Origin of the sequence: Mesorhizobium sp. 1B3 (assembly GCF_050958605.1) — a bacterium.
Lineage (GTDB): Bacteria > Pseudomonadota > Alphaproteobacteria > Rhizobiales > Rhizobiaceae.
The window spans coordinates 15,436-41,397 of the sequence record NZ_JBJHDO010000009.1; the positions used below are offsets into that span (position 1 = coordinate 15,436).

23 protein-coding genes are annotated in these 25,962 nt (G+C 64.7%); 11 read left to right on the forward strand and 12 right to left on the reverse strand.

Translation table 11 applies throughout. From position 1 onward, the window contains the following. Positions 1–11: 11 nt before the first annotated feature. The 3 genes from ACCO56_RS22315 to ACCO56_RS22325 are packed head-to-tail and all read left to right on the forward strand — an operon-like array spanning position 12 to position 3,705. Entirely contained in the window at positions 12–836 is an 825-nt protein-coding gene (locus ACCO56_RS22315) for an ABC transporter ATP-binding protein (RefSeq protein ID WP_433643067.1), read from the forward strand. Then, positions 833–2,272: a mandelate racemase gene (locus ACCO56_RS22320; RefSeq protein ID WP_433643068.1), complete on the forward strand. Its 1,440-nt coding sequence runs from the start codon at positions 833–835 to the stop codon at positions 2,270–2,272. The genes ACCO56_RS22315 and ACCO56_RS22320 overlap by 4 nt, the downstream gene beginning before the upstream one ends. Further along, on the forward strand, positions 2,269–3,705 hold the full coding sequence (locus ACCO56_RS22325) for an amidase (protein ID WP_433643069.1): 1,437 nt from the start codon (positions 2,269–2,271) through the stop codon (positions 3,703–3,705). Before ACCO56_RS22320 ends, ACCO56_RS22325 begins: the two co-directional genes overlap by 4 nt. Positions 3,706–3,855: 150 nt before the next feature. Here ACCO56_RS22325 and ACCO56_RS22330 read toward each other — a convergent pair whose 3' ends face one another. Together ACCO56_RS22330 and ACCO56_RS22335 are read right to left on the reverse strand one after the other, a co-directional pair. Continuing rightward, positions 3,856–5,943: a molybdopterin cofactor-binding domain-containing protein gene (locus tag ACCO56_RS22330; protein WP_433643070.1), complete on the reverse strand. Its 2,088-nt coding sequence runs from the start codon at positions 5,941–5,943 to the stop codon at positions 3,856–3,858. 116 nt (positions 5,944–6,059) lie between these two features. Then, positions 6,060–6,530, reverse strand: a complete 471-nt coding sequence (locus tag ACCO56_RS22335; protein WP_433643071.1) for a (2Fe-2S)-binding protein — start codon at positions 6,528–6,530, stop codon at positions 6,060–6,062. Between the two features lie 464 nt (positions 6,531–6,994). On the opposite strand from ACCO56_RS22335, the gene ACCO56_RS22340 reads away from it, so the two are divergent. Next, a complete protein-coding gene (locus tag ACCO56_RS22340) occupies positions 6,995–7,660 on the forward strand; it encodes a DNA alkylation repair protein (protein WP_433643072.1) in 666 nt (221 codons plus the stop codon). 106 nt (positions 7,661–7,766) lie between these two features. Continuing rightward, positions 7,767–8,786 (forward strand): LLM class flavin-dependent oxidoreductase, encoded by a 1,020-nt coding sequence (locus ACCO56_RS22345; RefSeq protein WP_433643073.1) that lies wholly within the window; start codon positions 7,767–7,769, stop codon positions 8,784–8,786. A gap of 100 nt (positions 8,787–8,886) precedes the next feature. On the opposite strand, the gene ACCO56_RS22350 is transcribed toward ACCO56_RS22345, so the two are convergent. After that, entirely contained in the window at positions 8,887–9,867 is a 981-nt protein-coding gene (locus ACCO56_RS22350; RefSeq protein ID WP_433643074.1) for an AraC family transcriptional regulator, read from the reverse strand. Between the two features lie 87 nt (positions 9,868–9,954). Between ACCO56_RS22350 and ACCO56_RS22355 the strand changes: the two genes are divergently transcribed. Together ACCO56_RS22355 and ACCO56_RS22360 are read left to right on the forward strand one after the other, a co-directional pair. Continuing rightward, positions 9,955–11,157, forward strand: a complete 1,203-nt coding sequence (locus ACCO56_RS22355; protein WP_433643075.1) for an MFS transporter — start codon at positions 9,955–9,957, stop codon at positions 11,155–11,157. A gap of 44 nt (positions 11,158–11,201) precedes the next feature. Then, positions 11,202–12,230 carry an NADP-dependent oxidoreductase gene (locus ACCO56_RS22360; protein ID WP_433643076.1) on the forward strand — a complete coding sequence of 343 codons (1,029 nt, stop codon included), beginning with the start codon at positions 11,202–11,204 and terminating at the stop codon, positions 12,228–12,230. A gap of 53 nt (positions 12,231–12,283) precedes the next feature. Here the strand turns inward: ACCO56_RS22360 and ACCO56_RS22365 are convergent, their stop codons facing one another. After that, positions 12,284–13,384: an MBL fold metallo-hydrolase gene (locus tag ACCO56_RS22365; RefSeq protein ID WP_433643077.1), complete on the reverse strand. Its 1,101-nt coding sequence runs from the start codon at positions 13,382–13,384 to the stop codon at positions 12,284–12,286. A gap of 327 nt (positions 13,385–13,711) precedes the next feature. Here ACCO56_RS22365 and ACCO56_RS22370 point away from each other — a divergent pair, with 327 nt between their 5' ends. Then, complete coding sequence (locus ACCO56_RS22370; RefSeq protein WP_433643078.1) at positions 13,712–14,362, forward strand: TerC family protein; 651 nt, start codon at positions 13,712–13,714, stop codon at positions 14,360–14,362. 300 nt (positions 14,363–14,662) lie between these two features. Continuing rightward, positions 14,663–15,487, forward strand: coding sequence for an alpha/beta fold hydrolase (locus ACCO56_RS22375; protein WP_433643079.1), 825 nt, complete (start codon positions 14,663–14,665; stop codon positions 15,485–15,487). Between the two features lie 44 nt (positions 15,488–15,531). On the opposite strand, the gene ACCO56_RS22380 is transcribed toward ACCO56_RS22375, so the two are convergent. Next, a complete protein-coding gene (locus ACCO56_RS22380; RefSeq protein ID WP_433643080.1) occupies positions 15,532–16,236 on the reverse strand; it encodes a glutathione S-transferase family protein in 705 nt (234 codons plus the stop codon). 106 nt (positions 16,237–16,342) lie between these two features. On the opposite strand from ACCO56_RS22380, the gene ACCO56_RS22385 reads away from it, so the two are divergent. After that, the gene (locus tag ACCO56_RS22385; RefSeq protein ID WP_433643081.1) at positions 16,343–16,690 is read left to right on the forward strand and encodes a winged helix-turn-helix transcriptional regulator; all 348 of its coding nucleotides are present in this window, start codon (positions 16,343–16,345) and stop codon (positions 16,688–16,690) included. Between the two features lie 23 nt (positions 16,691–16,713). On the opposite strand, the gene ACCO56_RS22390 is transcribed toward ACCO56_RS22385, so the two are convergent. Further along, positions 16,714–17,850: an NAD(P)-binding domain-containing protein gene (locus tag ACCO56_RS22390; RefSeq protein WP_433643082.1), complete on the reverse strand. Its 1,137-nt coding sequence runs from the start codon at positions 17,848–17,850 to the stop codon at positions 16,714–16,716. Between the two features lie 316 nt (positions 17,851–18,166). Here ACCO56_RS22390 and ACCO56_RS22395 point away from each other — a divergent pair, with 316 nt between their 5' ends. Further along, positions 18,167–18,424 carry a YjhX family toxin gene (locus ACCO56_RS22395; RefSeq protein ID WP_433643083.1) on the forward strand — a complete coding sequence of 86 codons (258 nt, stop codon included), beginning with the start codon at positions 18,167–18,169 and terminating at the stop codon, positions 18,422–18,424. Positions 18,425–18,483: 59 nt separating this feature from the next. Here the strand turns inward: ACCO56_RS22395 and ACCO56_RS22400 are convergent, their stop codons facing one another. The 6 genes from ACCO56_RS22400 to ACCO56_RS22425 all read right to left on the reverse strand — a co-directional run bounded on the left by ACCO56_RS22400 (position 18,484) and on the right by ACCO56_RS22425 (position 25,866). After that, on the reverse strand, positions 18,484–19,773 hold the full coding sequence (locus tag ACCO56_RS22400; RefSeq protein ID WP_433643084.1) for an APC family permease: 1,290 nt from the start codon (positions 19,771–19,773) through the stop codon (positions 18,484–18,486). Positions 19,774–19,780: 7 nt separating this feature from the next. Continuing rightward, the gene (locus tag ACCO56_RS22405) at positions 19,781–20,509 is read right to left on the reverse strand and encodes an alanyl-tRNA editing protein (protein ID WP_433643085.1); all 729 of its coding nucleotides are present in this window, start codon (positions 20,507–20,509) and stop codon (positions 19,781–19,783) included. Positions 20,510–20,599: 90 nt separating this feature from the next. Continuing rightward, positions 20,600–21,436: an AraC family transcriptional regulator gene (locus ACCO56_RS22410; RefSeq protein ID WP_433643086.1), complete on the reverse strand. Its 837-nt coding sequence runs from the start codon at positions 21,434–21,436 to the stop codon at positions 20,600–20,602. A 255-nt stretch (positions 21,437–21,691) separates the two neighbouring features. Next, positions 21,692–22,939 carry a DNA polymerase IV gene (gene dinB / locus ACCO56_RS22415; protein ID WP_433643087.1) on the reverse strand — a complete coding sequence of 416 codons (1,248 nt, stop codon included), beginning with the start codon at positions 22,937–22,939 and terminating at the stop codon, positions 21,692–21,694. Between the two features lie 179 nt (positions 22,940–23,118). Further along, positions 23,119–24,291, reverse strand: coding sequence for an MFS transporter (locus tag ACCO56_RS22420; protein WP_433643088.1), 1,173 nt, complete (start codon positions 24,289–24,291; stop codon positions 23,119–23,121). Between the two features lie 282 nt (positions 24,292–24,573). Next, the gene (locus ACCO56_RS22425) at positions 24,574–25,866 is read right to left on the reverse strand and encodes an amidohydrolase family protein (RefSeq protein WP_433643089.1); all 1,293 of its coding nucleotides are present in this window, start codon (positions 25,864–25,866) and stop codon (positions 24,574–24,576) included. Positions 25,867–25,962 lie beyond the last annotated feature (96 nt).

Sequence of the window (25,962 nt, forward strand, 5' to 3'; positions counted from 1 at the left end):
GAAGCGGGCTGATGAGCGTGGCCAAGACATCGATAGACCTCGATCGCGTCGGCATGATCTACGACACGGGCAGCGGCCCGGTCGAAGCGCTGCGCGATATCTCCCTGTCGGTCAGGCAGGGAGAGTTCATCTCGCTTGTCGGCCCGAGCGGCTGCGGAAAGTCGACGCTGCTGCGTATGATCGCCGGCTTGCGCCCGGTGAGCAGCGGCACCGTGCTGGTCGATGGCGTGCCGGTCACCAAGCCGATCCCGCAGGTCGGCATGGTATTCCAGGCGGCCGTGCTGCTGCGCTGGCGCACGATCCTCGACAATGTGATGCTGCCGGCCGAGCTGGCCGGCCTCAACCCCAGGCACTATCGCGAACGAGCGTTGGAACTGCTGCGGCTGACCGGCCTTTTCGAATTCGCCGACAAGCTGCCCAGCGAACTCTCGGGCGGCATGCAGCAGCGCGCCTCGCTGTGCAGGGCGCTGCTCCTCGACCCGCCCTTGTTGCTGATGGACGAACCCTTCGGCGCGCTCGACGCCATGACGCGCGACGAGATGAATCTCGAACTGCTGCGCATATGGGGTGAGGCCGGCGGGGTCGGCGGCGAGAAGAAGACCATCCTCTTCGTCACCCATTCCATCCCCGAAGCGGTCTTCCTCGCCGACCGCGTGGTGATCATGTCGCCTCGCCCCGGCCGGGTCGCGCGTATCCTCGACATCGACCTGCCGCGCCCGCGCAGTGTCGAGACGAGAGCGACGGCCGAATTCGGCCAATACTCGCTGGAGATCTACGACGTGCTCACCGGGCGGAATTCCATCGGTGCCGACGCGTCCAGGATGGTGCCGGCTTGACTGCTCCGCGCCTCACGGTCGTCGAGATCACCAGACGCGAGCGTCCATACAAATTGCGCATGCCTTTCCGCTTCGGCGTGATGACGGCGACTCACGGCCGTCAGGCCGTTATCGCTGTGCGGATCCGCCTGGGCGATGGGCGGGAAGGGCTCGGCTACGCCGCCGAGGCGCTCGGCGCCAAATGGTTCGACAAGAACCCGGCGCTCAGCGACGACGACAATCACCATCAGCTCCGCAAGGCGATCGAGCTGGCGGGAGAAGCCTATCTTTCGGCCGAGCCCTCGACCGCCTTCGGGCTTTTTGCCGACAATTACCGCAGCCATCTCCACATCTGTGCGGCAATCGACCTCAATCCGCTGGTCGCGAGCTATGGCCCCGCGCTTATCGACCGCGCGGTGTTCGACGCGCTCTGCCGCATCCACGGGGCCAGCTTCTATCAGGCGACAAGGAGCAATCTCGCCGGCATAGACAGTCATCCGGTCGCACCGGAACTGGAAGGCGTCGACATCGGCGCCCTGCTGCGCAGCCTCAACCCGGCTTCGACAATCGACGTGCGCCACACGGTCGGCCTTCTCGACCCTATAACGCGCGCCGACCAGACGGAGCGCATTGGAGACGGACTTCCCGAGACGCTGGAAGAAGTGATCGCGACCTATGGCAACCGCTATTTCAAGATCAAGGTCGGCGGCGACGACGCGGCGGATCTGGAAAGGCTTGAACGCATCGCCTCCGTGCTCGACCGTTCGCCCGAACCTTATTTCCTGACTCTCGACGGAAACGAACAATATGAGAGCGCCGAGAGCGCGCTGGCGCTTCTCCGGCGCATCGACGAGAGCGAGGGCCTTCGGCGGCTGAGAGCCTCGATGCTCTATCTGGAGCAACCCATCAAGCGCGCCGTCGCCCTGTCGCAGCCGGTCGAGACGCTGGCCGCGCTCACGCCCGTCATCATCGACGAGTCCGACGGCGAGCTCTCCTCTTTCCCCCGGGCGCGCGCTCTCGGCTATCGCGGTGTCTCTTCCAAGGCGTGCAAGGGCTTCTACAAGTCGCTCATCAATCTCGTCCGCTGCCGCGTCTGGAATGCGGAGGGGCCCGACCGTCACTTCCTGTCCGCGGAAGATCTGACCTGCGAGCCCGGCGTCGCGCTCCAGCAGGACCTCGCGCTGGTCAATATGCTCGGCCTCACCCATGTCGAGCGCAACGCGCATCATTTCATCGACGGCTTCGACGGCCGGCCCGAGGCCGAGGCGATGGCCTGGCGGCAGGCTCACGCCGACCTCTACGCGCTTCAGGGCGGGCGGGTGCGGCTCGCCATCACCGACGGTCGGCTTGGCATCGGATCCCTGGATACGCCCGGCTTCGGCAGCGGCGCCGTGCCCGATCTCGAAGCCACCGAGCCGATGCCGGTTGCGCGTTGGCCGCTTGGGAATGCGGCATGATCGGTGACTATGCCGGCTATGACGCGCTAGGTCTGGCGGAACTGGTTCGCACGCGACAGGTCTCGGCTGCCGAACTTCTGGAAACCGTGCTCGATCGAGCCGCTGCGGTCAATCCGCGCCTCAACGCCATCGTCACGCCGCTTTACGAACAGGCCCGCGAGGCCGTAGCGGCCGGCTTGCCGGAAGGGCCTTTCGCCGGCGTTCCCTATGTCTTCAAGGAACTTGTCGTCTCGGTGAAAGGCGCGCCGACCACTTCGGCTTCGCGTCTCTTCGCCGACAACATGCCTGTCGCGGACAGCGAAATCGTGCGCCGCTGCAGACAGGCGGGGCTCGTCGTGATCGGCAAGACGAACTCGTCTGAATTCGGGCTCTCGGCCGCGACCGAGCCGGCGCTTTTCGGGGCGACGCGCAATCCCTGGGATTTGAGCCTGTCGCCGGGCGGGTCGAGCGGCGGTTCGGCCGCCGCGGTGGCGGCAGGCTTGCTGCCCATGGGCCATGCCAGCGACGGCGGCGGCTCCATCCGTATTCCCGCGGCATGCTGCGGGTTGTTCGGCCTCAAGCCCACGCGGGCTCGCATCACCGCCGGGCCGGAGGGCGGGGAGGGGTTGGCCGGTCTCGCCAATCAGCATGCGGTGACATGGAGCGTGCGCGACAGCGCGGCCCTGCTCGACGCCACGGCAGGCCGCTTGCCAGGCGACCCCTATTTCGCCTCGCCGCCACAACGCTCCTACCAGGAGGAGGCTGGACGCGACCCCGGCAGGTTGCGTATCGCCTATTCCGCGAAGTCCCTTCATGGCGCGCCGGTCGATTCCGAGATTGTCGCGGCGACCGAGGATGCGGCCCGGCTCTGCTCTGCGCTGGGCCATGAGGTGAGTGAAGCTTCGCCGGCTTTCGACTTCGAAGCCGTGCGCGAGGGCTTCGCTGCCGTTTTCGCCGCGAATTGCATGGCAAGTATCGCGCGGGCGACAGGTGGGCGGCTCCCGCCGGAGGGGTCGGTGGAGCCGCTCACCCGGGCCATCGCGGAGCGTGGGCTCGCCATGCCGGCGGCGGACTACATCAGGCATCTTCAGGTGTTGCACCGCGAGAGCCGCGCCATCGCGCGCTTCTACCAGCAATATGACGTCTGGCTCACCCCGACACTGGCGATGCCGCCTCGGCCGACCGGTTATTTCGACGTCAATGACACCGATGTGGATCGCTGGCTGGAAAGGCTGCTCGCCTTCACGCCCTTTGCCTTTCTCGCCAATATTACTGGCCAGCCGGCCATGTCCGTGCCCCTCGGCGAAAGCCAGATCGGCCTGCCGATCGGCTGCCATTTCACGGCGCGCTACGGCGAAGAAGGCTTGCTTTTCCAGCTTGCCGGGCAGTTCGAACGCGCGCGGCCCTGGACGATGAGGCGGCCCAACTTTCCATGCGGTCTGGCAACGGACTGATCGATCGCGTAGCGTTCCGCGTTCGCCGCTCCGCTAAATTAAAGACGGAGCTTTCGCGGTCGCCACGCCGACGTCAGAACGAGGCCTTTTGCTGAACTTGACGCACACAACTTGCGCCATGCCAGCGCAAGGCGCGCCCGGAGCCGCTGCTCACACCTTCAACTCAGTGCTGTCGATGGGCAGCCTTCGCAGACGCGTGCCTGTTGCCGCAAAGATCGCGTTGGTCACGGCGGGGGCGATTGCCGAGGTCCCTGTTTCGCCTATGCCGCCGGGCGGATCGGAACTTTGGACAATATGGACCTCGATGGCTGGGGTCTCGTTCATCCGCAGGATTTGATAGGTGTCGAAGTTCGATTGTTCGACGCGTCCGTCCTTGAGGGTGACCGCCCCGTAAAGCGCTGCGGTGATGCCGAAGACGACCCCGCTCTGGACCTGCGCGCGAACGGTATCGGGATTGACGACAGTGCCGCAATCGACAGCGCAGACCACGCGCTTGACCTTGACCTCTCCCGCTTTCGAAACCTCGACTTCGGCAACCTGCGCCATGTAGGACGCGAAGACGAATTGAACGGAGACGCCGCGGCCAGCTCTCTCCGGCAATGGCTGGCCCCAGCCGGCTTTTTCCGCCGCAAGTTCAAGCACGGCTTTGGCGCGCGGCGATTTGTCGAGGAGACCCAGCCTGAAGGATACCGGATCCTGCTTCGCCGCAGCCGCCATCTCATCCATGAAGCTCTCAGTCACGAAGACGTTGTGGGACGGCCCGACGCTGCGCCAAAACGCTGTCGGAATACCCGGCGGTTCCACGCGCGCATATTCGACATGCATGTTCGGGAGATCATAGGTCAGGTCGATCGCGCCTTCTGTCGTGTCGGGGTCGAGACCGTTGTTGAAACCCGGCGGTACCCATCGCGCGATGACGGAGGAGCCTGCAAAGCGGTTGTTCCAGGCGATCAGCTTTCCCTCCGCGTCGAGACCGCCGGAGATCCGGTCGAGGAAAGCGGGTCTGTACATGTCGTGCTGGATGTCTTCCTCGCGCGTCCAGACGACCTTGACGGGCCCGTCGACTTGCCTCGCTATCTGGACGGCGCGAACGACGCCATCTGCCTCAAGCCGCCGTCCGAATCCGCCACCGATCAAATGGTTGTGGACCGCTACCTTTTCCAAGGGCATGCCGGCGACTTCGGCTGCCATCGCCTGGGCCCGCGCGATCGCCTGGGTGCCGACCCAGATTTCGCAGCTGTCCGCACGGGCGTGGACCGTACAGTTCATCGGCTCCATTGTGGCATGCGCGAGGAACGGAACCTGATAGGTCGCCTCGATCTTGATGACGGCATCCGCCATGGCACGATCGACATCACCGATGTTCTGCGCGACCGCTCCCGGAGCGAGCGTAGCCTTGTCGAGCTCTTCCACGATCGTGTCTGTAGTGACCTCGGCATGTGGGCCCTCGTCCCATTCGATCGTCAGCGCTGCAAGGCCCTTTTTTGCCGCCCCCATATGGTCGGCCACTACGGCGACGGCGTCGTCGAGCTGCACGATCTGGCGCACGCCCTTAATGGCCTTTGCCGCCGCATCGTCGACGCTTTTCACCCGGCCGCCGAAGACTGGTGATTGCGCCAGGGTTGCGATCGTCAGCCCCGGTAGCCGGACATCGATGCCATAGAGGGCCGATCCGTCGACCTTGCCGGGTGCGTCTAGCCGTTTTGCCGCGGTGCCGATGAGCTTGAAGTCCTCCGGTTTCTTGAGCGCGACGTTTTGCGGGATCGGCATCCCGGCGGCGTCACCGGCCAGCTCGCCATAGGGGATGTGCTTTCCTGTCGGCAAGTGATGCACTTCGCCAGTGCGGGCGGCGCAAGACGTCGGGTCGACGTTCCACTGTTTTGCAGCCGCCGCTATCAGCATGGTCCTGGCCGTGGCCCCGGCTTCCCGCAGGGGCTGCCACGCCCCACGGATCGCGTTCGAGTTGCCGGTCGCCTGGATTCCGCCAAGCAAAGGGTTGCCGTAGAGCTTCTCATCCGGTGGTGCGTGTTCCAGCCGAACTTGCTTCAGCTCGACTTCCAGTTCCTCGGCAAGCAGCATGGGGATGGAGGTATAGGTGCCCTGCCCCATTTCGACATAGGGCATGGTGAGGACGACCTCTCCGTCGCTGCCGATGCGGATGAAGGCGTTCGGCGCGAAGCCGGCGGCGCCTGCCGCTTTCGCGCCACCATTTGCGAAGGGTATGTTCAAGCTGAGCATCAGCCCTCCGCCTGCGGCTGCTCCGACCTGGAGAAACCGACGACGGGAGAAAGTGCCGGCCGATTCTGCTCGTGCCGAGTCGGCGAAGTTGGGTGTTTGTCGATAGAGGTTCATGATCAGCCTCCCTGTCCATTCGACTGCGCGGCCTGCTTGATCGCCTCGCGAATCCGAAGATAGGTCCCGCACCGGCAGATGTTGCCGGACATCGCATCGTCGATATCCGCATCCGACGGATGCGGATTGCTCGCGAGGAGCGCGGCGGCGGACATGATCTGTCCAGACTGGCAATAGCCGCACTGGACGACCTCCCGATCCAGCCATGCCGTCTGTATCCTGGCGCCGGCGGCAGTCTTGCCGATCGCCTCAATGGTTGTGACCTCGGAGTCGCCGATGCCGTCGATTGCGGTGATGCAGGATCTGGTGGCGATGCCGTCGATGTGCACCGTACAGGCGCCGCAAAGCGCCATGCCGCATCCGAACTTCGTGCCCGTCATGCCGAGCACGTCACGCAGCACCCAAAGGAGTGGCGTGTCGCCGTCGACATCGACGCTGTGCGTGTCTCCGTTGACTTTGATCATGTAGCCCATGGCGTCCTCACCTCTTGCTCGAAACAGCCGGCGATGCCCGGCTCTTGCTGTTCGCTCGTTGTGAGCGGGTCCCCAAAGCAGACGAAGAGAGTCGACTTTCGAGTGCTTCAGCTCTGGTGAAATGCGTGCAGGCTTCTTGAGTTGAATCGATGCTTGCCGAGCAACGTTCAAATAAAATTCAGACATATATTATAGTATACTTTACCAAGGAGCGCACGGGCGAATTGCTCATGCCGAAGGGCGTCATGAATAAATGCCAGCGTCCGAAGACGGGCGTTTCGAACCAAGTGGGTGCCCAATCGATCAGAAAATTGCAGCACTGCTCGATCGATGATCACGCGACCAGGCGATCGCGGAAGGTTCGGGCCGGCCCGTTTGTATCGCGCTCCTCATCCGCTACGATGGGCGCTCTCGATGAGGCTCGCACACCTTTCTCGAAGCGAGCGGAACATGCGGAGCGAGCGATGAGCACAATCAAGGACGTCATGCGCGAGCTCGCCGTACTCGAAGACCCGAAGATGCGGGAAGCCAACGAACGCCGTGGTGACGATCACGGCGTTAACCTCACCCGGCTTCGCACTCTCGCCAAGCGGCTGAAGACGCAGCATGAACTTGCGCTCCAGCTCTGGGCTACGGGCGACACCGCGGCGCGCCTTCTTGCCACCCTGGTATGCAAGCCCAAGGCATTCTCGGCGGCCGAACTCGACGCGATGGTCCGCGATATAGGCTCTCCCAAGCTCCTCGACTGGTTCATCGTGAACGTGGTGAAGCCCGGTCGCCACGCCGAGGAATTGCGTCCGGGCTGGAAGGACGGCGACGATCTCGTCGGCCGCGCCGGCTGGAGCCTGACGACCGACAGGGTCGTCAGGAATGCTGAGGGCCTCGATCTCGATGCGTTGCTCGACCAGATCGAGGAGGAGATGAAGCAGGCACCTGCCCAGAAGCAGTGGGCCATGAATCATTGCCTCGCAGAGATCGGCATTCACCATCCCGAATGCCGCAGGCGAGCAATCGGCATCGGCGAGCGGCTCGCTGTCCTTATGGACTACCCGGCCTCACCCGGCTGCACGCCGCCTTACGCGCCGGTCTGGATCGCCGAGATGGTTCGCCGTCGCGAGGAGGGTGCTTGATGACAAGATCTTCCTGGCGCCAAGCCGCCTCCTCGGGGAACTGGTTGGCGTTCCAACGTCGTGTCATTTGGAACCACGGTCCGCGCGTGCTAAATCCCTTCGCATCATGAAGAAGATCGGCTTCCTATCGTTCGGGCATTGGTCGCCCTCGCCCCAGTCGCAGACGCGGTCGGCATCCGATGCGCTTCTCCAATCGATCGACCTGGCAGTCGCCGCGGAGGAACTCGGCGCGGACGGCGCCTATTTCCGTGTGCATCACTTTGCGCGGCAGCTCGCCTCGCCATTTCCCCTGATGGCTGCCGTCGGCGCGAGAACCAGGCGCATCGAGATCGGCACGGCGGTCATCGACATGCGCTACGAGAACCCGCTCTACATGGCCGAAGATGCGGGCGCGGCCGATCTCATCGCCGGCGGGCGCCTGCAATTGGGCATTAGCCGCGGGTCGCCCGAGCAGGTGATCGACGGCTGGCGGTACTTCGGCTACGTCCCGCAGGACCGCCAGAGCGATGCCGACATGGCTCGGCAACATGCCGAGGTATTTCTGGACGTGTTACGCGGCCAAGGATTTGCGCGGCCCAATCCTCGCCCGATGTTCCCCAACCCACCCGGACTATTGCGCATCGAGCCGCATTCGGAGGGGTTGCGTGAACGGATCTGGTGGGGCGCCGCCACCAACGCCACAGCGGAATGGGCGGCCGGATTGGGGATGAACCTGCAGAGTTCCACGCTCAAATTCGACGAAACCGGCAAGCCTTTCCATATCCAGCAGGCTGAACAGATCCGGGCCTTTCGTGAAGCCTGGAAACTGGCCGGCCACGAGCGCGAGCCTCGGGTGTCGGTCAGCCGCAGCATCTTTGCGCTGGTTGACGACCGCGACCGCGCTTTTTTCGGCGGTAATGAGAGCGATGACCACTTCGGCTACATAGAGGCCGATACCCGTGCCGTTTTTGGCCGCACCTATGCCGCGGAGCCGGATGTCCTTGTCGAACAACTCAGGGAAGACGAGGCAATCGCCGAGGCCGATACGCTGCTCCTGACCGTCCCCAACCAGCTCGGCGTCGACTACAACGCGCATGTCATCGAGGCGATTCTGAAACACGTCGCGCCGGCCCTGGGTTGGCGCTGACGTTTCCTTGAGTGCCATGTTGGCCAACGTCATCCAGGGATGATGAGCGTTCGCGCTGGGCCCCCCGGCAGAACAGAGGGGGGTGAGGACGGCAGCGGGCTTATAACTGGGGCCGCATCGAGCCGGGCGCCTGCCCGATCACCCGCTTGAAGGCGCGGCTGAAGGCCGCCTGGGAACCGTAGCCGAGGCGGTGGGCGGCCGCTTCGATCGGCATCCGGTCGCGTCCGATCCACTGCGCCGCGAGCCGCATCCTGAGTTCCGTGAGATAACGCACCGGCGTCATTCCGGTCATGTCGAGAAAACGCTCGGCGAAGACCGAGCGGGAACTTCCCATTTCAGCCGCAAGCTCGGCCACCGTCCAGTTTCTGCCGGGGTCGCGATGGAGCGCGCCGATGACGCGGCCCAGGCGGGGGTCGCGAAGGGCCGCGACCCAGCCGCTCGCGTCTCCACAGCCGCATTCCACCCAGGCTCGGACGACGAACGCCGAAACGACATCGGCGAGCCGGGCCAGGATACCGGCAAAGCCTGCGCGAGCGTCTCGGGCCTCGCGTTCCATCGCCTCCAGCATCGGCAGGATCTCCGGATAGCGTTCTAGAAGCGTGCCGACGAGCATCACTTCAGGCATGAGCGCCACGAGCGGATGCATGGCGCCGAGATCGAATTCCATGCACCCGCTGAAGATGAGCGCATTCGTCGACGGGCAGCCCTCGCCCGAACATGACTTGATGGCGCTGACGCTCCGGCACAGAGGGCTGGACTGGAAGGCTGCGATGTCGCGGCCGATGAGATCCGGCGCGGACACGAGATCGTGCTCGCCGCCACGAGGCAGAAGCACGGCATCGCCGGTGTTCATGGCCTGGACGGTCTCGCCACCGCCGCGCAGGAAGACGGGGCCACGGGCGATGAAGTGAAACTGTGCCCGTCCTTCCACGGTGCCGAAGCGCAGCCCGAAAGGCGGTGTGATCTCGATGCGGCGGTAATCGAGCCCGACGAGCCGCATGCCCATGAGCAGCTCGCTCACGAGATCGGCCGGAATGCGCCGCTCCTGTCCGGTGCGATTTTCGGATTTTCGATCAAGCATTCCGGATTCTATGACATAGCACGTCCGAAAAGTCCACCCTACTTCTGCTGCACTGCAAAATATCTCGTCTTGCGAAAGGGCCTACGGATGAGCGAAACCTTGCAATGGATCGGCACGGATCGGGCGGAAGCGGAGCCCGCCTGGGGCGCCGTCTTTGCCATGACGCTTGGCGTATTCGGCTTGGTGACGGCGGAATTCCTGCCGGCCAGCCTGCTGACGCCGATGGCGATCGATCTCGGCATCACCGAAGGAATGGCAGGGCAGGCCGTCACCGCGACCGCCGTCGTCGCGCTCCTGACCAGCCTCCTGATCTCCGCCGCGACACGGAATGTCGACCGTCGGCGTGTGCTTCTGGCCTTCTCCGTTCTGCTGGTCGGGGCAAATCTCATTGTCGCCTTCGCGCCCAGCCTGCTGCAGTTGCTCGTCGGGCGTGTGCTTCTCGGCGTAGCGCTCGGCGGGTTCTGGTCGATGTCGGCGGCGATCGCCATGCGGCTCGTGCCGGAGGCGCTGGTGCCCAGGGCGTTGTCGATGATCTTCAGTGGCGTCTCGGCCGCGACGATCCTGGCGGCGCCCATCGGCAGCTATCTCGGTGACGTCGCGGGGTGGCGCAGCGTCTTCCTCTTGGCCGCGGGCCTCGCCGTGATCGCGTTGGTCGCGCAGGTCTTCACGCTTCCCAGGATGGCGCCGAGCGGTCTCACCCGGCTGCGGACGCTCGCCGACGTGCTCGCGCGGCCAGGTGTCGGGCTTGGCATGCTCGCGGTGATGCTGGTCTTCACCGGCCACTTCGCCTTCTTCACCTATATCCGGCCGTTCCTCGAAACCGTCACCGGAGTAGGCATCGGCGCGGTATCCGCCATCCTGCTGGGGTTCGGCATCGCCAATTTCCTCGGCACTCTCCTTGCCGGCCCGATGATCGAGCGCAGCCTGCGGCTGACCCTGCTTTCCATGCCGTTCCTGATGGGCGTCCTCGGAGTAGCCCTTGTCAGCCTGGGCAACGCCCCGATGGCGGACGCGGTGATGGTGTCGCTCTGGGGGCTGGCGTTCGGCGCCGTGCCGGTGGCCTGGTCCACCTGGCTCACCCGCACTGTTCCCGACCAGGCGGAAAGCGCGGGCGGTCTCATCGTCGCGGCGATCCAGCTAGCCATCGCGATCGGCGCGGCCGCCGGCGGCGTGATGTTCGACCTGAGCGGCGCGAGCGGTGTCTTCGCTTCGGCCGGACTCGTCCTCCTGCTGGCCACCGGAATCATCATGCTTGGCGTACGGCCACGGCCCGTAGCGGCCTTGGCATGAACCTGCCAAATTTGTCATTTCCACATCTGCTCGAGGAGAAAGACGTGTCACAGCAACAGGCGATCAATCGCAGGATCGTGCTCGGCGCCCGGCCTCAGGGGGTACCGACGCCGCTGGACTTCAGGCTCGAGGAAACTCAGGTGCCTGCGCCTGGGGAAGGGCAAGTGCTCTTGCGCACGCTCTATCTCTCCCTCGATCCCTATATGCGTGGCCGAATGAGCGAAGCGCCTTCCTATGCTCCTCCGCTCGAACTGGACGAGGTGATGGTCGGCGGCACCGTGGGCCGCGTGGTCGCCTCCCGCAATTCCAATTTCCACGAAGGCGACCTCGTGCTGGGCAATTCCGGTTGGCAGGACTACACATTATCCGACGGCAGGGATCTGACGCCGCTGGGCGAGATGGCGCGTCCGTCCTACGCGTTGAGCGTGCTCGGCATGCCGGGCTTCACGGCCTGGCACGGCCTGTTGAAGATCGGTGAGCCCAAGCCGGGCGAAACCGTGGTCGTGGCTGCTGCCAGCGGCGCGGTCGGTGCCGTGGTCGGTCAGATCGCCAAACTCAAAGGTGCGCGCGTGGTGGGCATTGCCGGCGGTAGGACCAAGTGCCGCTATGTGTCCGAGGAACTCGGTTTCGACGCCTGCATCGACCGTCGCGACCCGCAATTCGCGGTGAAGCTCACGGCCGCATGCCCCGACGGTATCGATGTCTATTTCGAGAATGTCGGCGGCGAGGTTCTCGACGCCGTTCTGCCGCTCCTCAATGTCGGAGCTCGCATGCCGATATGCGGATTTATCGCCCATTACAACGAACGCGAACTTTCACCCGGCCCGAACCGCATGCCGTCCTTACTGTCGGCGCTGCTGTCGAAGCGCGTGCGCGCCCAGGGCTTCATCATCCACGACCACTACGCCGACGAATTCGCAGCCTTCTCCCGCGACATGGGCGGATGGGTGACCGAGGGCAAGGTGAAACTGCGCGAGGACATCGTAGACGGCCTGGACAAGGCCCCCGACGCCTTCATCGGGCTCCTGAAGGGCGAGAACTTCGGCAAGGTCGTCGTCCGCGTCGCGGAATGACGTTGCCAAGGCGCAGCGCTGTGGTCGCTGTGCCGGCCGCACTCGATCGGTCTCTACCTGGCCAGGACAAGCTTGTGCATGCCGGCCTCTTCGCGCCAGGCAAGTTCGCCGCGCCGGACCATGTGGTTGACGTGGGCGTGGGTTTCGCTGAAGGCGAAGCTCAGTTGATGCGGGTCCAACTCGCGCCTGAAGAGGACGGGGACGAGATCCGCGACGGTTCTGGGCCCGGCACTGCAGGCATCCGCGATCAGGCGGCAGCGGACCCCATGATGGTCGGCAAGTTCCCGGCAGCGTCTGTGCAGGCCGCGAAAGGGGAGTTGATGTCCCGGAAGGACCAGTGTGTCTTCGGGGAGGCTGCGCTCGAGAGCGCCCAGGGAACGCAGGTAGAGCCCCAGCGGATCTCCGTCGGGCTCGACTGCCCAGACGCTGATGTTGGGGGAGATTTTCGCGATGACCTGGTCGGCGGCCAACAGAATCCGGTCGTCCGGCGAATAGAGCATTATCTGCTCGGGCGCATGCCCATCACCGGACAAGACGTCGAACCGCCGTCCTCCAAGGACAAGCTCGTCTCCTGCGACCATGCGCCGGAACGTCGGCGGCAGCGGCATGACCATTCGCAGGTAGCCATGGCCTTGCGTGCTGACCAGTTGCGCCGTCTCGCTCGTCATCCCGTGACGCAAGTAAAAGTCGCGATAATGCTGGGCCTCAAGAGCGCCCGGGTCGAGCGAGATGTTGATACAGCCGAGATAGCTTGTCTGGCTGGTCAGCAGCGGCACCTCGAAACGCTCGCAGAGCCAGCCGGCGAGCCCGATATGGTCGGGATGGTAGTGTGTTATGACGACCTTGGTGAATCGCCAGCCTGCGAGGGGCCCCGACAGCAGCGCCTCCCAGGCCGCCCTGGTGCTGTCATGGGCGATCCCGGTGTCGAGAATGGCCCAGCCGTCATCGTCCTCGATCAGATAGACATTGACGTGGTCGAGCCGAAAAGGCAGCGGAATACGCGCCCAAATGATGCCAGGGGCAACCTCGCGCACTTCGCCCGGTGCCGGTGGCTCGGGGAACGGAAAATCCAAGGCGTCCCGGTGTGCCAGGCCCATCGCTTCGGGATCAAGTCGTCGCAAGGAAACGTCCTTCCAGTCTGTCGCACCAAGCATGGCTTGCAGCGGCGATCCATTAGCGATCGCGTCTTCCCTGCCTAATACGGCAAGAATCCTAGCGCCAGTCATCTCGTCGCGACCAGGGCAATTTCTTCCGATCGATTTCGCTCTTGAGTTTCTCCCGCCCCTCGATTAGGCAATTGCCACCAGGCCGGGCCCCTCTGGCAGCCATAATGGCTGCGATGTCGGACTGGAGTTCCAATCCGGTGGCCTGGCTTTGACGTTTCTCACTCCGTAGCAGCACCTGCAGTCTCACGCGCATTCCGGATGCGCCTGAACGCGCCTGCAAGCCATGCCGCCCTCGCTGAATGCAAAGGGTGCCGTATGACAGAATTTTTCACACCGGAGGCTATGACAGCCCTCTTCCAGGTCATCATGATCGACCTGGTGCTGGCGGGCGACAATGCCATCGTGATCGGTTTGGCGGCCGCCGGGCTGCCGAAGGAACAGCGGGCAAAGGCGATCCTGATGGGCATCGTCGCCGCGACCGTGCTGCGCATCGGTTTCGCTGCCGCCACCACTCAGCTTCTTCAGATCGTTGGCTTGCTTTTGGCCGGCGGCGTGCTGCTCCTGTGGGTGTGTTGGAAGATGTGGCGCGAGCTCCAGAATCATGGAGCTGAGACGCAGGCCGTGGAAGCGTTGTCGGAAGAGGATCTGGATCGTGACGGCAAGATTGCCGGCACGGCGCCGCGCAAGACCTTCGCGCAGGCCGCGTGGCAGATCGTCATCGCCGACGTCTCCATGTCGCTCGACAACGTCCTCGCGGTGGCGGGCGCGGCACGCGACCATCCGAACGTGCTGATCTTCGGCCTGGTGCTCTCGATCGCGCTGATGGGCGTTGCCGCGAGCTTCATCGCCAACCTGCTGCAGAAGCATCGCTGGATCGCCTATGTCGGGCTGCTGATCATCCTCTATGTGGCAGGCGAGATGATCTATCGCGGCGCGCTGGAGCTTCTGCCTTATCTCGCGGGCTGATACGGATAGGTCAGGGGCCGGAGCAGCATTGCGCCGGCCCTCGTCCGTCCGAGCCGCCACGCGGCTGATCAGGCCGGAATGAAGTGGCGGGGACTCAGGACTTGCCGCGCGCGGCAAGACCTGAAAACATCACGTCTTCAGCACTCGCCACAATTCATTCCACAAGTATTTCCCATTCTTCTCGTGTCGGTGCGATGAAACGGTCAGGGAGTGAAATTGTCGCGGATTGAAGCAGGCACATAAGAGGCCTGCCGCCGCCCAAGGATTCGCGTTCATCCGGAGTTTTCGGGAGTCATGATCATGAGCATCTTCAAGACGAAAGACGGAACGGAAATCTTCTACAAGGACTGGGGTTCGGGACAGCCAATCGTTTTCCATCACGGCTGGCCGCTGAGCGCCGACGATTGGGACAGCCAGATGCTGTTCTTCCTGCATCAGGGTTACAGGGTCGTCGCCCATGACCGGCGGGGCCACGGCCGCTCCACTCAGACCGCTTATGGCAACGAGATGGATACTTATGCCGACGACGTCGCCGAACTCGTCGTCCATCTCGACCTGAAGGACGCTGTCCATGTCGGCCATTCCACCGGGGGCGGCGAGGTCGCCCACTATCTCGGGCGACACGGCACCGGTCGCGCCGCCAAGGCGGTGCTGATCGGCGCGGTGCCGCCGGTCATGGTCAAGTCGGAAAAGAATCCGGGCGGTCTGCCGATCGAAGTGTTCGATGGTTTTCGCGCCGCGCTGGCGGCCAATCGCGCCCAGTTCTACAGGGACGTGCCGTCGGGACCCTTCTACGGTTTCAACCGGCCGGGCGCCGAAATCTCGCAAGGGATCATCGACAATTGGTGGCGCCAGGGCATGATGGGCGGGACCAAGGCGCATTACGACTGCATCAAGGCCTTCTCGGAGACGGATTTCACCGACGATCTGAAAAGGATCGATATCCCGGTTCTGGTCATGCACGGCGACGACGACCAGATCGTCCCCTATGCCGACTCTGCCCCGCTGTCGGTCGAGCTCCTGAAGCAGGGCACGCTCAAGACCTACAAGGGCCTGCCGCACGGCATGTGTACGACCCACGCCGACATCATCAATCCCGACCTTCTTGCCTTCATCAAGGCATGAGGCGATGAGCGCTCCGGTTTGCCGGAGCGCCCATTCGAACAGTCTTACTTGCCGAACCGCTCGACGATCTCGGCCAGAGGGACCTGCCCGAGCAGGGCGCCGGAGCCGGTCGGCGTCTCGCCGTTCTCGATCGCGGTTGCGAATTTGACGGCCGGTTCGGCCTCGATGCGCTCGCGAAGAGCCGCGAGCTTCGGCCAGCGCGAGGGCCGAGCGACCTCGTGGAATTCCAGCCATCGGGCGACGCCGATCAGCACGCCGTCGGCGAGGGTCGGACGTTCGCCGAGCAGGAACGGCGTATCGCCGATCATTGCTTCCAGCTTGTCGTGACGCTCGATCACCCTTTCCCGGCCGAAGCTCCGCAGCCTGGCCTGCAGTTCCGGGTCGGGCTTCTCCATCTCCAGCGCTACCCAGAGCGGGGTGAAAGCTCCGGTGAAGCCGGTGTTCACGAAGGCCATCAACTGATGCATGCGATCGGCCTCAGACGAGTGCGGATCGAAGCTGATGCGCCGCTCGCTGTCGCGTGCCTCGAGCCAGGCGGCGATCGCCATGGTTTCGCTGAGGGCACGGCCGTCGTCGGTGATCAGCACGGGGGTCTCATGCCGTGCGTTCAGGCGGGCATAGGGCGGCGTACGCATCTCGCCGAGCATGTCGACGCGGCTGAGGCGATAGGGCTTGCCGAGCCACTCCAGCGCGGCGACGAGGCCCATCGAGCTTCCCAGCGGGAAGCCGTAGAGAAGGATTGGTTCCATTGGTCTGTTCCGTGATTGAAGACATCACGCTGCGCAGCGAGACTGGAACATAGGTGCCGGCGAAATTATGTAAATTACGCACATTTTTGTAACCGGAGCCGCGCCCATGAAAGACGTCGTCTCGCGTTGTCCCATCGAACAGGCCATGCAGGTTCTGAGCGGCCGTTGGCCGACACTCCTGCTCTATTATCTGAAGGACGGGACGAAGCGCTTCAGCGACTTGAGGCGCGACAACCCGACGGTTTCCCATCGCATCCTGACGCTCGAGCTGCGCAAGCTGGAGAAGGCCGGCATCGTCAGGCGTACCGCCTATGAGGGGTATCCCCTACGCGTCGACTACGACCTGACGCCGGCTGGCCTCCGGCTGGTGCCGCTCATCGATTCGCTTGGAGACTGGTGGGAAGAGACGGAGGCGGAGCGTCGCCGTCCACCGGCGCTGCCCAAGGCGGCTTGATAACAACAGCGGCCTGAGCGCTATCAAGCAAGTCCGAGATAGGCCGAAAGCTCTCGCGCAGCCGCCGCGCCCGCCCGGTTGGCGCCGATGGTCGAGGCCGACGGGCCGTAACCGACCAGATGGACGCGCGGATCCCTCGCGACCTGCGTTGCCAGCCGCCCTGTCATGACGATGCCGCCATCGTCCTCGCGGATCTGCAGCGGTGCGAGGTGGTCGAGCGAGCTGCGAAAACCTGTCGCCCACAGGATGACATCGGCTTGCCGTTCCGTTCCGTCCGGCCAGCGCACGCCGGTTTCGGTGATCTCGCTGAACATCGGCAGGCGGTTCAGCACGCCGCGCTCGCGCGCCGCCTTCAGGGCCGGCGTCCAGGGAATGCCGGTGACCGAGACGACCGAGCCGGGAACAAGGCCGCGTCTCACCCTGTCTTCGACGGTCGCAACCGCGGCGCGGCCATCTTCGGGCGTGAAGGGAGCGTCGCGGAACCGGGGCTCCCGGCGCGTCACCCAGGTGGTGGAGGTTACGCGCGAAATCTCGTCGAGAAGCTGAAGGGCCGAGATGCCGCCACCGACCACCACGACATGTTTGCCGGCAAACTCGTCGGCGGTGCGGTAGTCGCGGGCGTGGAGCTGGCGTCCCTTGAAGAGCTCCTGGCCGGGATAGGTGGGGATCGACGGCGTCTCCCAGGTGCCGGTCGCGTTGATCAGGCCACGCACCGAGAAGGTTTCGCGATCGGTCTCGACCCGGAAGCGGCCATTGCGCTCGCACACGACCTTCACCGTCACTGGCCGATAGACCGGAAGCTGGAACTTGCGCTCATAGGCTTCGTAGTAGCGCGGCACGACGACGGAGGCTTTCACCTCGGTGACGCCGGGATCGATGATTTCGGCGAACTGCATGCCGGGCAGGTCATGAATACGGTTGACGGTGCTGAGCGTCAGCGAGGGCCAGCGATATTGCCAGGCTCCACCCGCCTGTTCGGACTTGTCGAGAAGGAGGAAGTTCCGGCCCGGCTTGAGACCCAGCCGCATGAGGTGGTAGGCCGAGGAGAGGCCGGCCTGGCCGGCGCCGATGACGACGATATCCACCTTGTAGGCGACGTGGATCTCGCCTCGGGACGAGCCGTTTCCATTCTCGGTTGTCTGCGTTCGCTCAGTGGTCATGTCCGGCTCGGATGCGTCGACCCCATCGCCACGATCGGATCTGAACTGATGCTCTCATATGGGGAGAGGGCCTTCCCGACGACAAGGCGGAGGGTCGGCTGGATCGGCCAGTGTCGAGTTGACAGCGGCGTATGGGTCAGGTTAGGCGAGGCTTGGCTTGTAACGAGCCGGCGATCCGGGGTCTTTATGTCAGAGCTTGTGGGAAACCGCTGACCGTCTCGATCTGACGAGACATGTCGAGGCAATCGACCGGGTCCGCACGTCGTGCGGCACCTCGGATTTTGCTCGTCCTGGTTTCAGTTACAGGCTCATTACAATGAATATCTCACGGGGCGAACAGCGCGTGCTGCACGTGCTCGCCCAGGGTGGTTACATCCGCCATCATCGCGGCGATAACGGCCGCATCTTCCATGTCGATTGTTTTACGCGCGACGGTTACCGTCTCGCCGACTGCACGCTTGACGTCTTTGCCAAGCTGCGTCGCAAGCGGCTGATCGAATCCCGCTCGGCGAGCCCCTACCGCATATCGCAGCGGGGCCGGCACGCCGTGCGTTCGCAGGCCGACAATCGCTGAGCAGCTCGATGCCTCGGCCCTGAAGTCGTTTCAGGGCCGAGGCCGTCGGTGCCTCATAGTCATCGCCGTACCCGGTCGGCGAGAAGGCCGACCGCCAGCCATGCCGCCCCGCCGGCGATGCCGATAGCGCCGCTCGACAGGAGCAGGGCGAGCGACATCGCGAAGGCGAGCGGAAGCAGCAGCCGGGCAAGCGGCATGCGGAAACCCGTTGCATTCCCGCCTCGCCGGCGCAGCTTCATCAGCACGACGAGCGGCGGGATGAAATGCAGGACATAAAGGAAACCGCCGATCGACGTCGAAATATGCACCGATCCGGCGAGCGCGACGAGCGCCATCAAGGCGGCGCTCACCAATATCGCGACGGTGGGTGCCCCGGTGGCAGCATTTATGCGTGCGAGCCGCCCAGGGAGCAGGTCATCGCGGGCCATGGCGAAACTGATGCGCGAAGTCACGACCAGCACGGCATTGGCCGTCGCCGCTGTCGTCAGCACCGCAATGATCGCGACCACGGCGCTACCGGCCGGCCCGAGAAACCGATCCGCCGCGTCGCGCAAGGGCGCGCCGGAGGCGCCGAGCCCTTGCCAATCCATCGTTCCGAGGGCGACGAAGGCGACCAGGAGATAGATGCCGAGCACGATGGCGAGCGTGAGAAGAATCGCCAGCGGCAGGTTGCGTTGAGGGTTTTCGACCTCCTCGCCGGCGGCCGCTACCATGTCGAAACCGCCGAAGGCCAGAAAGGTCAGGAGGGTGGCCGACAGGATTCCGGCGGGACCGGTCGGCATGAAAGGCTTGAAATTATCCGCATCCACATGGGGCAGGCCGATGGCTCCAAAGCCGACAAGCCCGGCGACGGCAAGCGTGATGACTGCGAATTGCACCTGACCGGAAAGGCGGACGCCGGCGACGTTGACCGCAGCGCAAGCCGCGATCAGGCCCAGTGCACCGGCGGGGACCGGGATCCCTGTCAGCGCGTGGAGATAACCACCGAAGCCGAGCGTCACGTAGCCGCTGACGAACAGATAGGCGCCCCAGAACACCCAGCCCATGAGAAAGCCCCACCGCCGCCCGAGAACGCTGCGGGCAAAAGCGTAGCCGCCGCCCGCCTCCGGGTATCGGCAGGCAAGTTCGGCATAGGGAAGCGCGATGAGCAGCGAGGCGAGGAAGGCCAGGCCGAAGGCGAGCAGGGCGGCCGGGCCGGCAAGGCCGGCCGCTCCGCCGACGAGCACGAAGATGCCTCCGCCGATCGTCCCGCCGACGCCGATGCCGATCGCCTCGCGCAACCCCAGCGCGCGATGGAGTTGCGTTCGCACGTTCGCGGCGCCTTCGCCGCGCCAACCATTGCTTGCCATGATCTCCTCACGCCCCGGCGAAGCCTGCCAGCCCGATGCGAACGCGACGATTGTGCCGCCCCTTGTTTTCGACCTTCAGGATCCTGATCGGCCGGCACTGTCCGGTCGAAGCAAGATGCGTGCCGCCGCATGCCTGCCGGTCGAGGCCGGCAATTTCGACGACGCGGATCTTTCCGTCGGAGGTGGGCGGCGGTGTGACGGACTTGGATCGGATGAGGCCGTGCTGCCCATGGGCGCTCTCCAGCGGGACGTAGTCGTCAGTGACCGCGAGGTCCTGGCGGATAGCGTCGTTGATCGGCGCTTCGAGCGCTTTCAGCCGCTCATTGTCGGCTCCGGGCACGTCGAAATCCATGCGCGCCGTGCCGTCGGCATTCATCTGCACGCCGGTGACGAGAGCGCCGTCGAAGTGCTGAAACACGAAGGCGTTGAGAATGTGGGTACCGGTATGGAGCTCGCGCATCATTTGCCGGAATTCCGCATCGACCGCAGCCTGGACGGTTCCCGACAGCTCGTCTTGGCTGGCGAGCAGGATCCACTGCCTGCCGCCCTCGGTCTCGAAACCGATGACGTCGGCCTCGCCTCCCGACCAACGCAGCACGCCTCGGTCGGCCAGTTGGCCTCCTCCGCCGGGATAGAACGGAGATTGGGCAAGAAGCAAGCGGCCCGGCCGTGCCTCGACGATCCCGGTTTCGAGGGCAAGGGTCTCGGGGTTCTGATGATAGAATGCACGCGACATGATCTTCCCCATTGGTTTGGAGGAAGATTGGCCGATGCAGGTCTCACCGTATTGGTGAAAATTGAAGGCAAACAGCTGATGCGCGGGACGCTACTTGCGCTCTGCCACGGCCCTGGTGAATTGAAGCGGTGTGATGCCGTAGCAACGCTTGAAATGCCGTGTCAGCGCGCTCTGGTCATAGAAGCCGGAATCGGTCGCCGCGTCGGCGATCGGACGACCGATTGCCAGGAGTTGCCGCGCCCGGCGTAGCCGCGTTTGCGTCAGGTAGTTGTGCGGCGTCATCCCCAGGACGCGGTTGTAGAGGCCGATGAGCTGGAACTGCGTGAGCCCGACCTGCGCCGCGACGGCCTCGAGCCGCAGCGGATCGGCGTAGCGGTCTTCCAGGATCGCGTTTGCCTTGGCGACGAGCATGCGATCGCGCGGCGGCGGCTCGATTCTGCCGCCGCCGCTACCGTGGCGGCGGAACAGGCGGCCGAAGGTGGAGACCAGCAGCTCGCGCTGGCGAAACAGGTCCGCACCTTCTTCCAATGCCCGATGCAGCAACAAAAAGCCGCCGATCAGATCGCTGTCCGTGTGGAGATTGCGGATGAAATAGGGAAGAGCATCCACCCCGAGCGCCTCGGCCACGGCACGAAGCGACTCCTGTTCGAGGTAGAGGGAACGGTATCGCCAATAATTGCTGCGGCCCATCCAACCGGAATGTGGCTCTGCCGGATTGAAGACGAACAGGGCCGAAGCGTGGGCTTGTTCTATCGAGCCGCGGCTCTTGATCGCCGCGCCGCCGGTCTCCGTAACGGCGATGACGAAGCCGTCATGGCTGTGGGGCGCATACTCCTGGGTCGTGAAGTCAGCGCACATGAGGCCAAGCCCGCTCGTGTTGGGATCCAGCCAGAAGCGTGCGATGTTCTTCGGATCGGTGCGAGCCATTTGCGGCCCTCCTGAGACTGAAGCATGTCTTCCGAAAATGGGCATCGGTTTCGGCGAAAAGACATGCGAAAATCAAAACCTAAAGCGTAAGGAGCGAATCTGAAAGATCGCGACACGCTTTGGCCGCGCCGAACGGCGCCGCATCTGCGTAGCGCCGATAAAGATTGATGTCGCGCTACTTGCGCAAACAATGCGATGGGCTCGGCCGATAATCGCGGAAATCCCCGGTCTTCTCTGCGCCATTGTGCTTGTGGGCTAAAGCCCCTTTTCCGCGAGTTCGCGGAATGCATCGGGGACGGACTTGGCGTCCTCCAGGGCGACCGACGCATAACCGACGGCTTCCCATCCGAAGCGGTCGCGAATCCTGTCCATGGCACGATCGGCCACCCAACGGGCCAAGCCTTTCCCCGTGCCCGGTCGGCGTGCTTCGTCGGCCAGGCCGAGGGGAAGCTCGAGTTGAAGCTGAGCCCGCTCATCGAGATGCGAGACGGAGATCGCCAGGAGCGAAATGGACTTCTCCCGGGGATGCTCCGCGAGCACGCCGCGCACCAGATCCTCGGCGATCTCCGCAATCATCGCAGTCGCCGAGATCGGTGCGTCGAGCGTGACGGAGCGCGTCACCGAGTGGAGATCGGCGAAGCGGACCCGCACCGTCACCGTGCGGCCCGGACGGGATTTGGCGCGCAGTCGGCTCGCCACCCGGTCGGCGAGGTGTCGGAGCGCGGGACGGAAGACGGCCTCTTCGGCGGCTTTCCTGCCGAGCGCCGACTGTGCCCCGGCGGACTGCGCCCGGCGATGCGTCCTGATCTCGCGCGGGTCGCGGTTCCAGGCGAGCGACTTGAGCTTTTCTCCGGCGGCTGGGCCGAGCAGCCTCTCGAGCGACCATCCCGGTGTGTCCGCGAGTTGCCCGATCGTGGTGACGCCGATCTCGGCAAGGCGTGCCCGGGTGGCCGGGCCCACGCCCCACATCAGTCCGACAGGCAGGCCGTGAAGGAAATCCAGCTCGATCTTCGGCTCGACGACAACCAGCCCGTCGGGCTTGGCGACCTGCGAGGCGATCTTGGCGAGATGCTTGGTCCGGGCGACGCCGATCGAGATGGGAAGCCCAAGTTCGTTGCGCACGCGTTGGCGGACGATGCCGGCGATTTCGCCGGGTGAACCGAAAAGATGGGTACAGCCGGCGACATCGGCGAACGCCTCGTCGATGGAGATCCGTTCGACCAGCGGCGTGAAATAGTGAAGCACCGCGATAGCGGCGTCGCCGAGCCGTTGATACTCCTTGAAATGGCCTCCGACGAAGATGAGACCGGGACAGAGTTCGCGCGCTCGCCGGCCCGGCATGCCGCCATGCACGCCGAAGGCCTTGGCCTCGTAGGAAGCTGCGAGCACCACGCCGCCACCGACCGCAATGGGCTTGCCACGTAACGAAGGTTCGAGCAACTGCTCGACGGAAGCATAAAAAGCATCGAGATCCGCATGCAGAATTGTGGCTGCCGGTTCCATTCGACTTTCGCCTCGACGCTCGAATTCGGCGAGTTCTCGCAGTGATCAGTGATAGAACATAAAGAGAACATTGTCGGGCTGCTTGTCAAGCTGCACTGATCCGTTCTGCCGCCGCGAGCGGCGGCAGAAGGAGCTTTTCGGCATCGTTCGAAGCGGTGGCGACCCGCGCCAGGCGCCCGTCACAGAGTCGGCAGCAGCGCCAGCATGGCCAGCGCCGACCCCACCAGAACCGTGGAGACCAGCGCCATCGGCAGGAGGCCGAAGGTTATGAAAGGAGCGACCCCCGCCGTGCCGGCTGCGGCGACAACCAGGATGGCCACCACGACGATCGCCGCCCCCCTTGCATCGTCGCCGCTGGCGGCCACGACCGCACCGTGGAAGCCGGCGGGACCGCGCAGCCCGAGCCCGATGTTGAACGGGATGAACAGCAGCGTGACGGCGAGTGGCCCCGCCGCGCCGGAGAGCGCCAGGATCAGGATGGTGACGGCGCTCGCCGCCGCTACCCAGGTCCCGGTCCAGATCGCTGCCTCGCGGCCGTACTTGGCTACGAGGCGGCCCGACAGGTTCGCGGCGACGACGAACGCCGCAATGCCGACGATCTGCATGAGGATGAAGTCCGCGAGCGTAGCGCCGAGCGAAACGACAAAGACGGTTGGCGCGGCGAATACGATCACCAGCAAAGCGCCGAGGACCAGCGCATGGGAGCAGGCGTAACGCATGAAAGTGCCGTCCCGCAGCAGTCGCAGATATCCGCCGGGGCGTGTCGGCCTCGCGGGCTCGGGCAGGGCCTTTCCCAGCAGGGCGACGCTGATCGCCGCGGCCATGGCCGCCGCCGCGATGACGACGAAGGAAGATGGCCACCCTCCCATATGCAGGAGCCATGCGCCGACGACCGGTGCGAAGGCGGGCGCGAGCATTTCCACGCTGTTGAGCAGCCCAAGCGCCGAAACCGCGTGCTGGTCGCCGTAAAGCGCGCGGATCATCCCGGGGGCGAAGACCGCGGCTGCGGAGCCGGCCAAGCCTTGGAGAAAGCGCAGGACGATGAGGAACTCCACCGATGTGCTGGCCGCGGCTATCGCCGAGATGCCGGAATAGGCGAGGAGCGATACGATCAGCAGCCCGCGCTGGCCCAGGCGAGCGCCGAGCGCACCGAAGGCGAGGAGGCCGGCGGCCGCGCCGACGACGAATGCTGCGAGCACATATTGCGCGCTGGCATGGGTCGTGCCGAGCGCTTCGGGCAGGAAGGGAATCGCGGGAAGAACGAGGTCCGTGCCGGCGATGCCGAGCAGCGTGCCGGCGACGATCAGGATGAATGCGACGCGACGGCGGGCGTCGTGGTCGTGCGAAGTCATGATTTGGATTCTCGAAACAAGCAGCCTGTCCGCCCCGTCTGGATAGACCATCGGGAGGGAAGGCACAGAGCTGACGACTATGTGGAACGAAGCGACCGGCGCCATGCGCCGTCGCCAGGGGGCCTCACACCAGCAATGCGGCTTCGGCCCCGCCTCGGCGGGGCCACTCAGGCGACAAGCGGCAATCCGTGTTTCATAGGCGCCGTCATAGCATGGCCGGCGGCTTTTGCCACGCCCTCGTCGAGTGGCTGGAACTCGGTCCACGCGAAGTCAAGTCAGTCCTCACGCTCTCAGGCTATTCTTGTGGATGCGCCCATCCTTCATGATGAGCTTCAGGTTCTTCTCGGGATCCGCGACAAGCGAAACGTCCTCCAACGGATTGCCGTCGATCACCAGCAGATCGGCAAGGGCGCCGGGCTCGACGACGCCGAGCGCTCCCGGATAGGGGTTACGCGGGCCGGAGAGCGCGAGGAGCGCTGCATTCCGGCTCGTCGCGAGCCGCAGCACGTCGGCATTGTCGAACCAGCGCGCGATCTTGGTGAGCTGCTTGCCCTGCGTCGCCGTCCCGCGCGGGTTGAACAGGATGTCCGTTCCCCAGGCCATGTTGACATTGTGCTTCTTGCCGAGCTCGAAAGCGCGCACCGTTCCTTCCGCGATGGCAAGCTGCTGGGCCTGTTGCTCCGCGCTCCCCTTGGGATTGGAATCCTCGTCGGCCAGGAATGGCTGGAGGCTCCACCAGGCGCCGGCGTCCGCGATGCGGCGAACGGTCTCTTCATCCGCCAACTGGCCGTGCTCGATCGATTTCACGCCGCAGGAAAGCGCCCTTTGAATGCCTGGCGACGTGTAGACATGGGCGCAGACGTAAGTGCCCCAGTCGGCGGCCGCGCCGACGGCGGCTCGCATCTCGGCCTCGGAATACTGCAGGGAATCGAGCGGATCGAATTCCGACGACACTCCCCCGCCCGCCATGATCTTGATCTGGCTGGCGCCGAGCATCAGCTGTTCGCGGGTGCGCCGCAGCACCTCCGCCTCCCCGTCCGCGATCGCTGAAATGCCGGCGGCTTCCGCCGTGCTCAGATTGCTCTGCGCCGTGCGCGGCAGGTCGGTTCGGAAACGGAAATCGCCATGTCCGGATGTCTGAGAGATCATCGCTCCCGACGGAAAAATGCGCGGGCCGGGGATCTGGTTCTCGTCGATCGCCCGCTTCAGGGCGAAGGCCGGGCCGCCCACGTCGCGCACCGTGGTGAAGCCGCGCATCAACGTCCGGTCGGCCTCCCGCGCGGCAACGAGATGGACGTAGGGCACGTCGGCCGTCATGGCGACCAATTGCGAGATGCCGGCGAGAAGCGCGTGCCAATGGGCGTCGATCAGGCCGGGCATGATCACCTTTCCCGAACAGTCGATCGCCTCCGCGTCGGCGACGTCCTGCCCGGCGGAAACAAGGTCCTGGATCTTGTTGCCGGCGACGAGCACATCGCGCCCCTCGATCAGACTGCTCGCCTTGCCGTCGAAGATCCGGCCGTTCTGAAGCAGGATGGGCTTGTCGGTCGTTTGTGCGAGGGAGACACCCGCCATCCCTATAGCCGGCGCGGCCAGGCTGGCTGCGATGCCGCGGAGCACGGAACGGCGCGAGAGGCCCGTGGCGACCCGGTTGCAGAGGTCGACGGCGAG

Coding starts and splice junctions, on each gene's coding strand:
- ACCO56_RS22355 (WP_433643075.1), top strand. CDS start 9,955: ATGAGCGAAACCTTGCAATGGATCGGCACGGATCGGGCGGAAGCGGAG.
- ACCO56_RS22405 (WP_433643085.1), bottom strand. CDS start 20,509: ATGTCGCGTGCATTCTATCATCAGAACCCCGAGACCCTTGCCCTCGAA.
- ACCO56_RS22425 (WP_433643089.1), bottom strand. CDS start 25,866: ATGGCGGGTGTCTCCCTCGCACAAACGACCGACAAGCCCATCCTGCTT.
- ACCO56_RS22400 (WP_433643084.1), bottom strand. CDS start 19,773: ATGGCAAGCAATGGTTGGCGCGGCGAAGGCGCCGCGAACGTGCGAACG.
- ACCO56_RS22335 (WP_433643071.1), bottom strand. CDS start 6,530: ATGGGCTACATGATCAAAGTCAACGGAGACACGCACAGCGTCGATGTC.
- ACCO56_RS22395 (WP_433643083.1), top strand. CDS start 18,167: ATGAATATCTCACGGGGCGAACAGCGCGTGCTGCACGTGCTCGCCCAG.
- ACCO56_RS22330 (WP_433643070.1), bottom strand. CDS start 5,943: ATGCTCAGCTTGAACATACCCTTCGCAAATGGTGGCGCGAAAGCGGCA.
- ACCO56_RS22315 (WP_433643067.1), top strand. CDS start 12: ATGAGCGTGGCCAAGACATCGATAGACCTCGATCGCGTCGGCATGATC.
- ACCO56_RS22340 (WP_433643072.1), top strand. CDS start 6,995: ATGAGCACAATCAAGGACGTCATGCGCGAGCTCGCCGTACTCGAAGAC.
- ACCO56_RS22380 (WP_433643080.1), bottom strand. CDS start 16,236: ATGGAACCAATCCTTCTCTACGGCTTCCCGCTGGGAAGCTCGATGGGC.
- ACCO56_RS22385 (WP_433643081.1), top strand. CDS start 16,343: ATGAAAGACGTCGTCTCGCGTTGTCCCATCGAACAGGCCATGCAGGTT.
- ACCO56_RS22410 (WP_433643086.1), bottom strand. CDS start 21,436: ATGGCTCGCACCGATCCGAAGAACATCGCACGCTTCTGGCTGGATCCC.
- ACCO56_RS22325 (WP_433643069.1), top strand. CDS start 2,269: ATGATCGGTGACTATGCCGGCTATGACGCGCTAGGTCTGGCGGAACTG.
- dinB (WP_433643087.1), bottom strand. CDS start 22,939: ATGGAACCGGCAGCCACAATTCTGCATGCGGATCTCGATGCTTTTTAT.
- ACCO56_RS22390 (WP_433643082.1), bottom strand. CDS start 17,850: ATGACCACTGAGCGAACGCAGACAACCGAGAATGGAAACGGCTCGTCC.
- ACCO56_RS22350 (WP_433643074.1), bottom strand. CDS start 9,867: ATGCTTGATCGAAAATCCGAAAATCGCACCGGACAGGAGCGGCGCATT.
- ACCO56_RS22370 (WP_433643078.1), top strand. CDS start 13,712: ATGACAGAATTTTTCACACCGGAGGCTATGACAGCCCTCTTCCAGGTC.
- ACCO56_RS22345 (WP_433643073.1), top strand. CDS start 7,767: ATGAAGAAGATCGGCTTCCTATCGTTCGGGCATTGGTCGCCCTCGCCC.
- ACCO56_RS22365 (WP_433643077.1), bottom strand. CDS start 13,384: ATGCTTGGTGCGACAGACTGGAAGGACGTTTCCTTGCGACGACTTGAT.
- ACCO56_RS22375 (WP_433643079.1), top strand. CDS start 14,663: ATGAGCATCTTCAAGACGAAAGACGGAACGGAAATCTTCTACAAGGAC.
- ACCO56_RS22420 (WP_433643088.1), bottom strand. CDS start 24,291: ATGACTTCGCACGACCACGACGCCCGCCGTCGCGTCGCATTCATCCTG.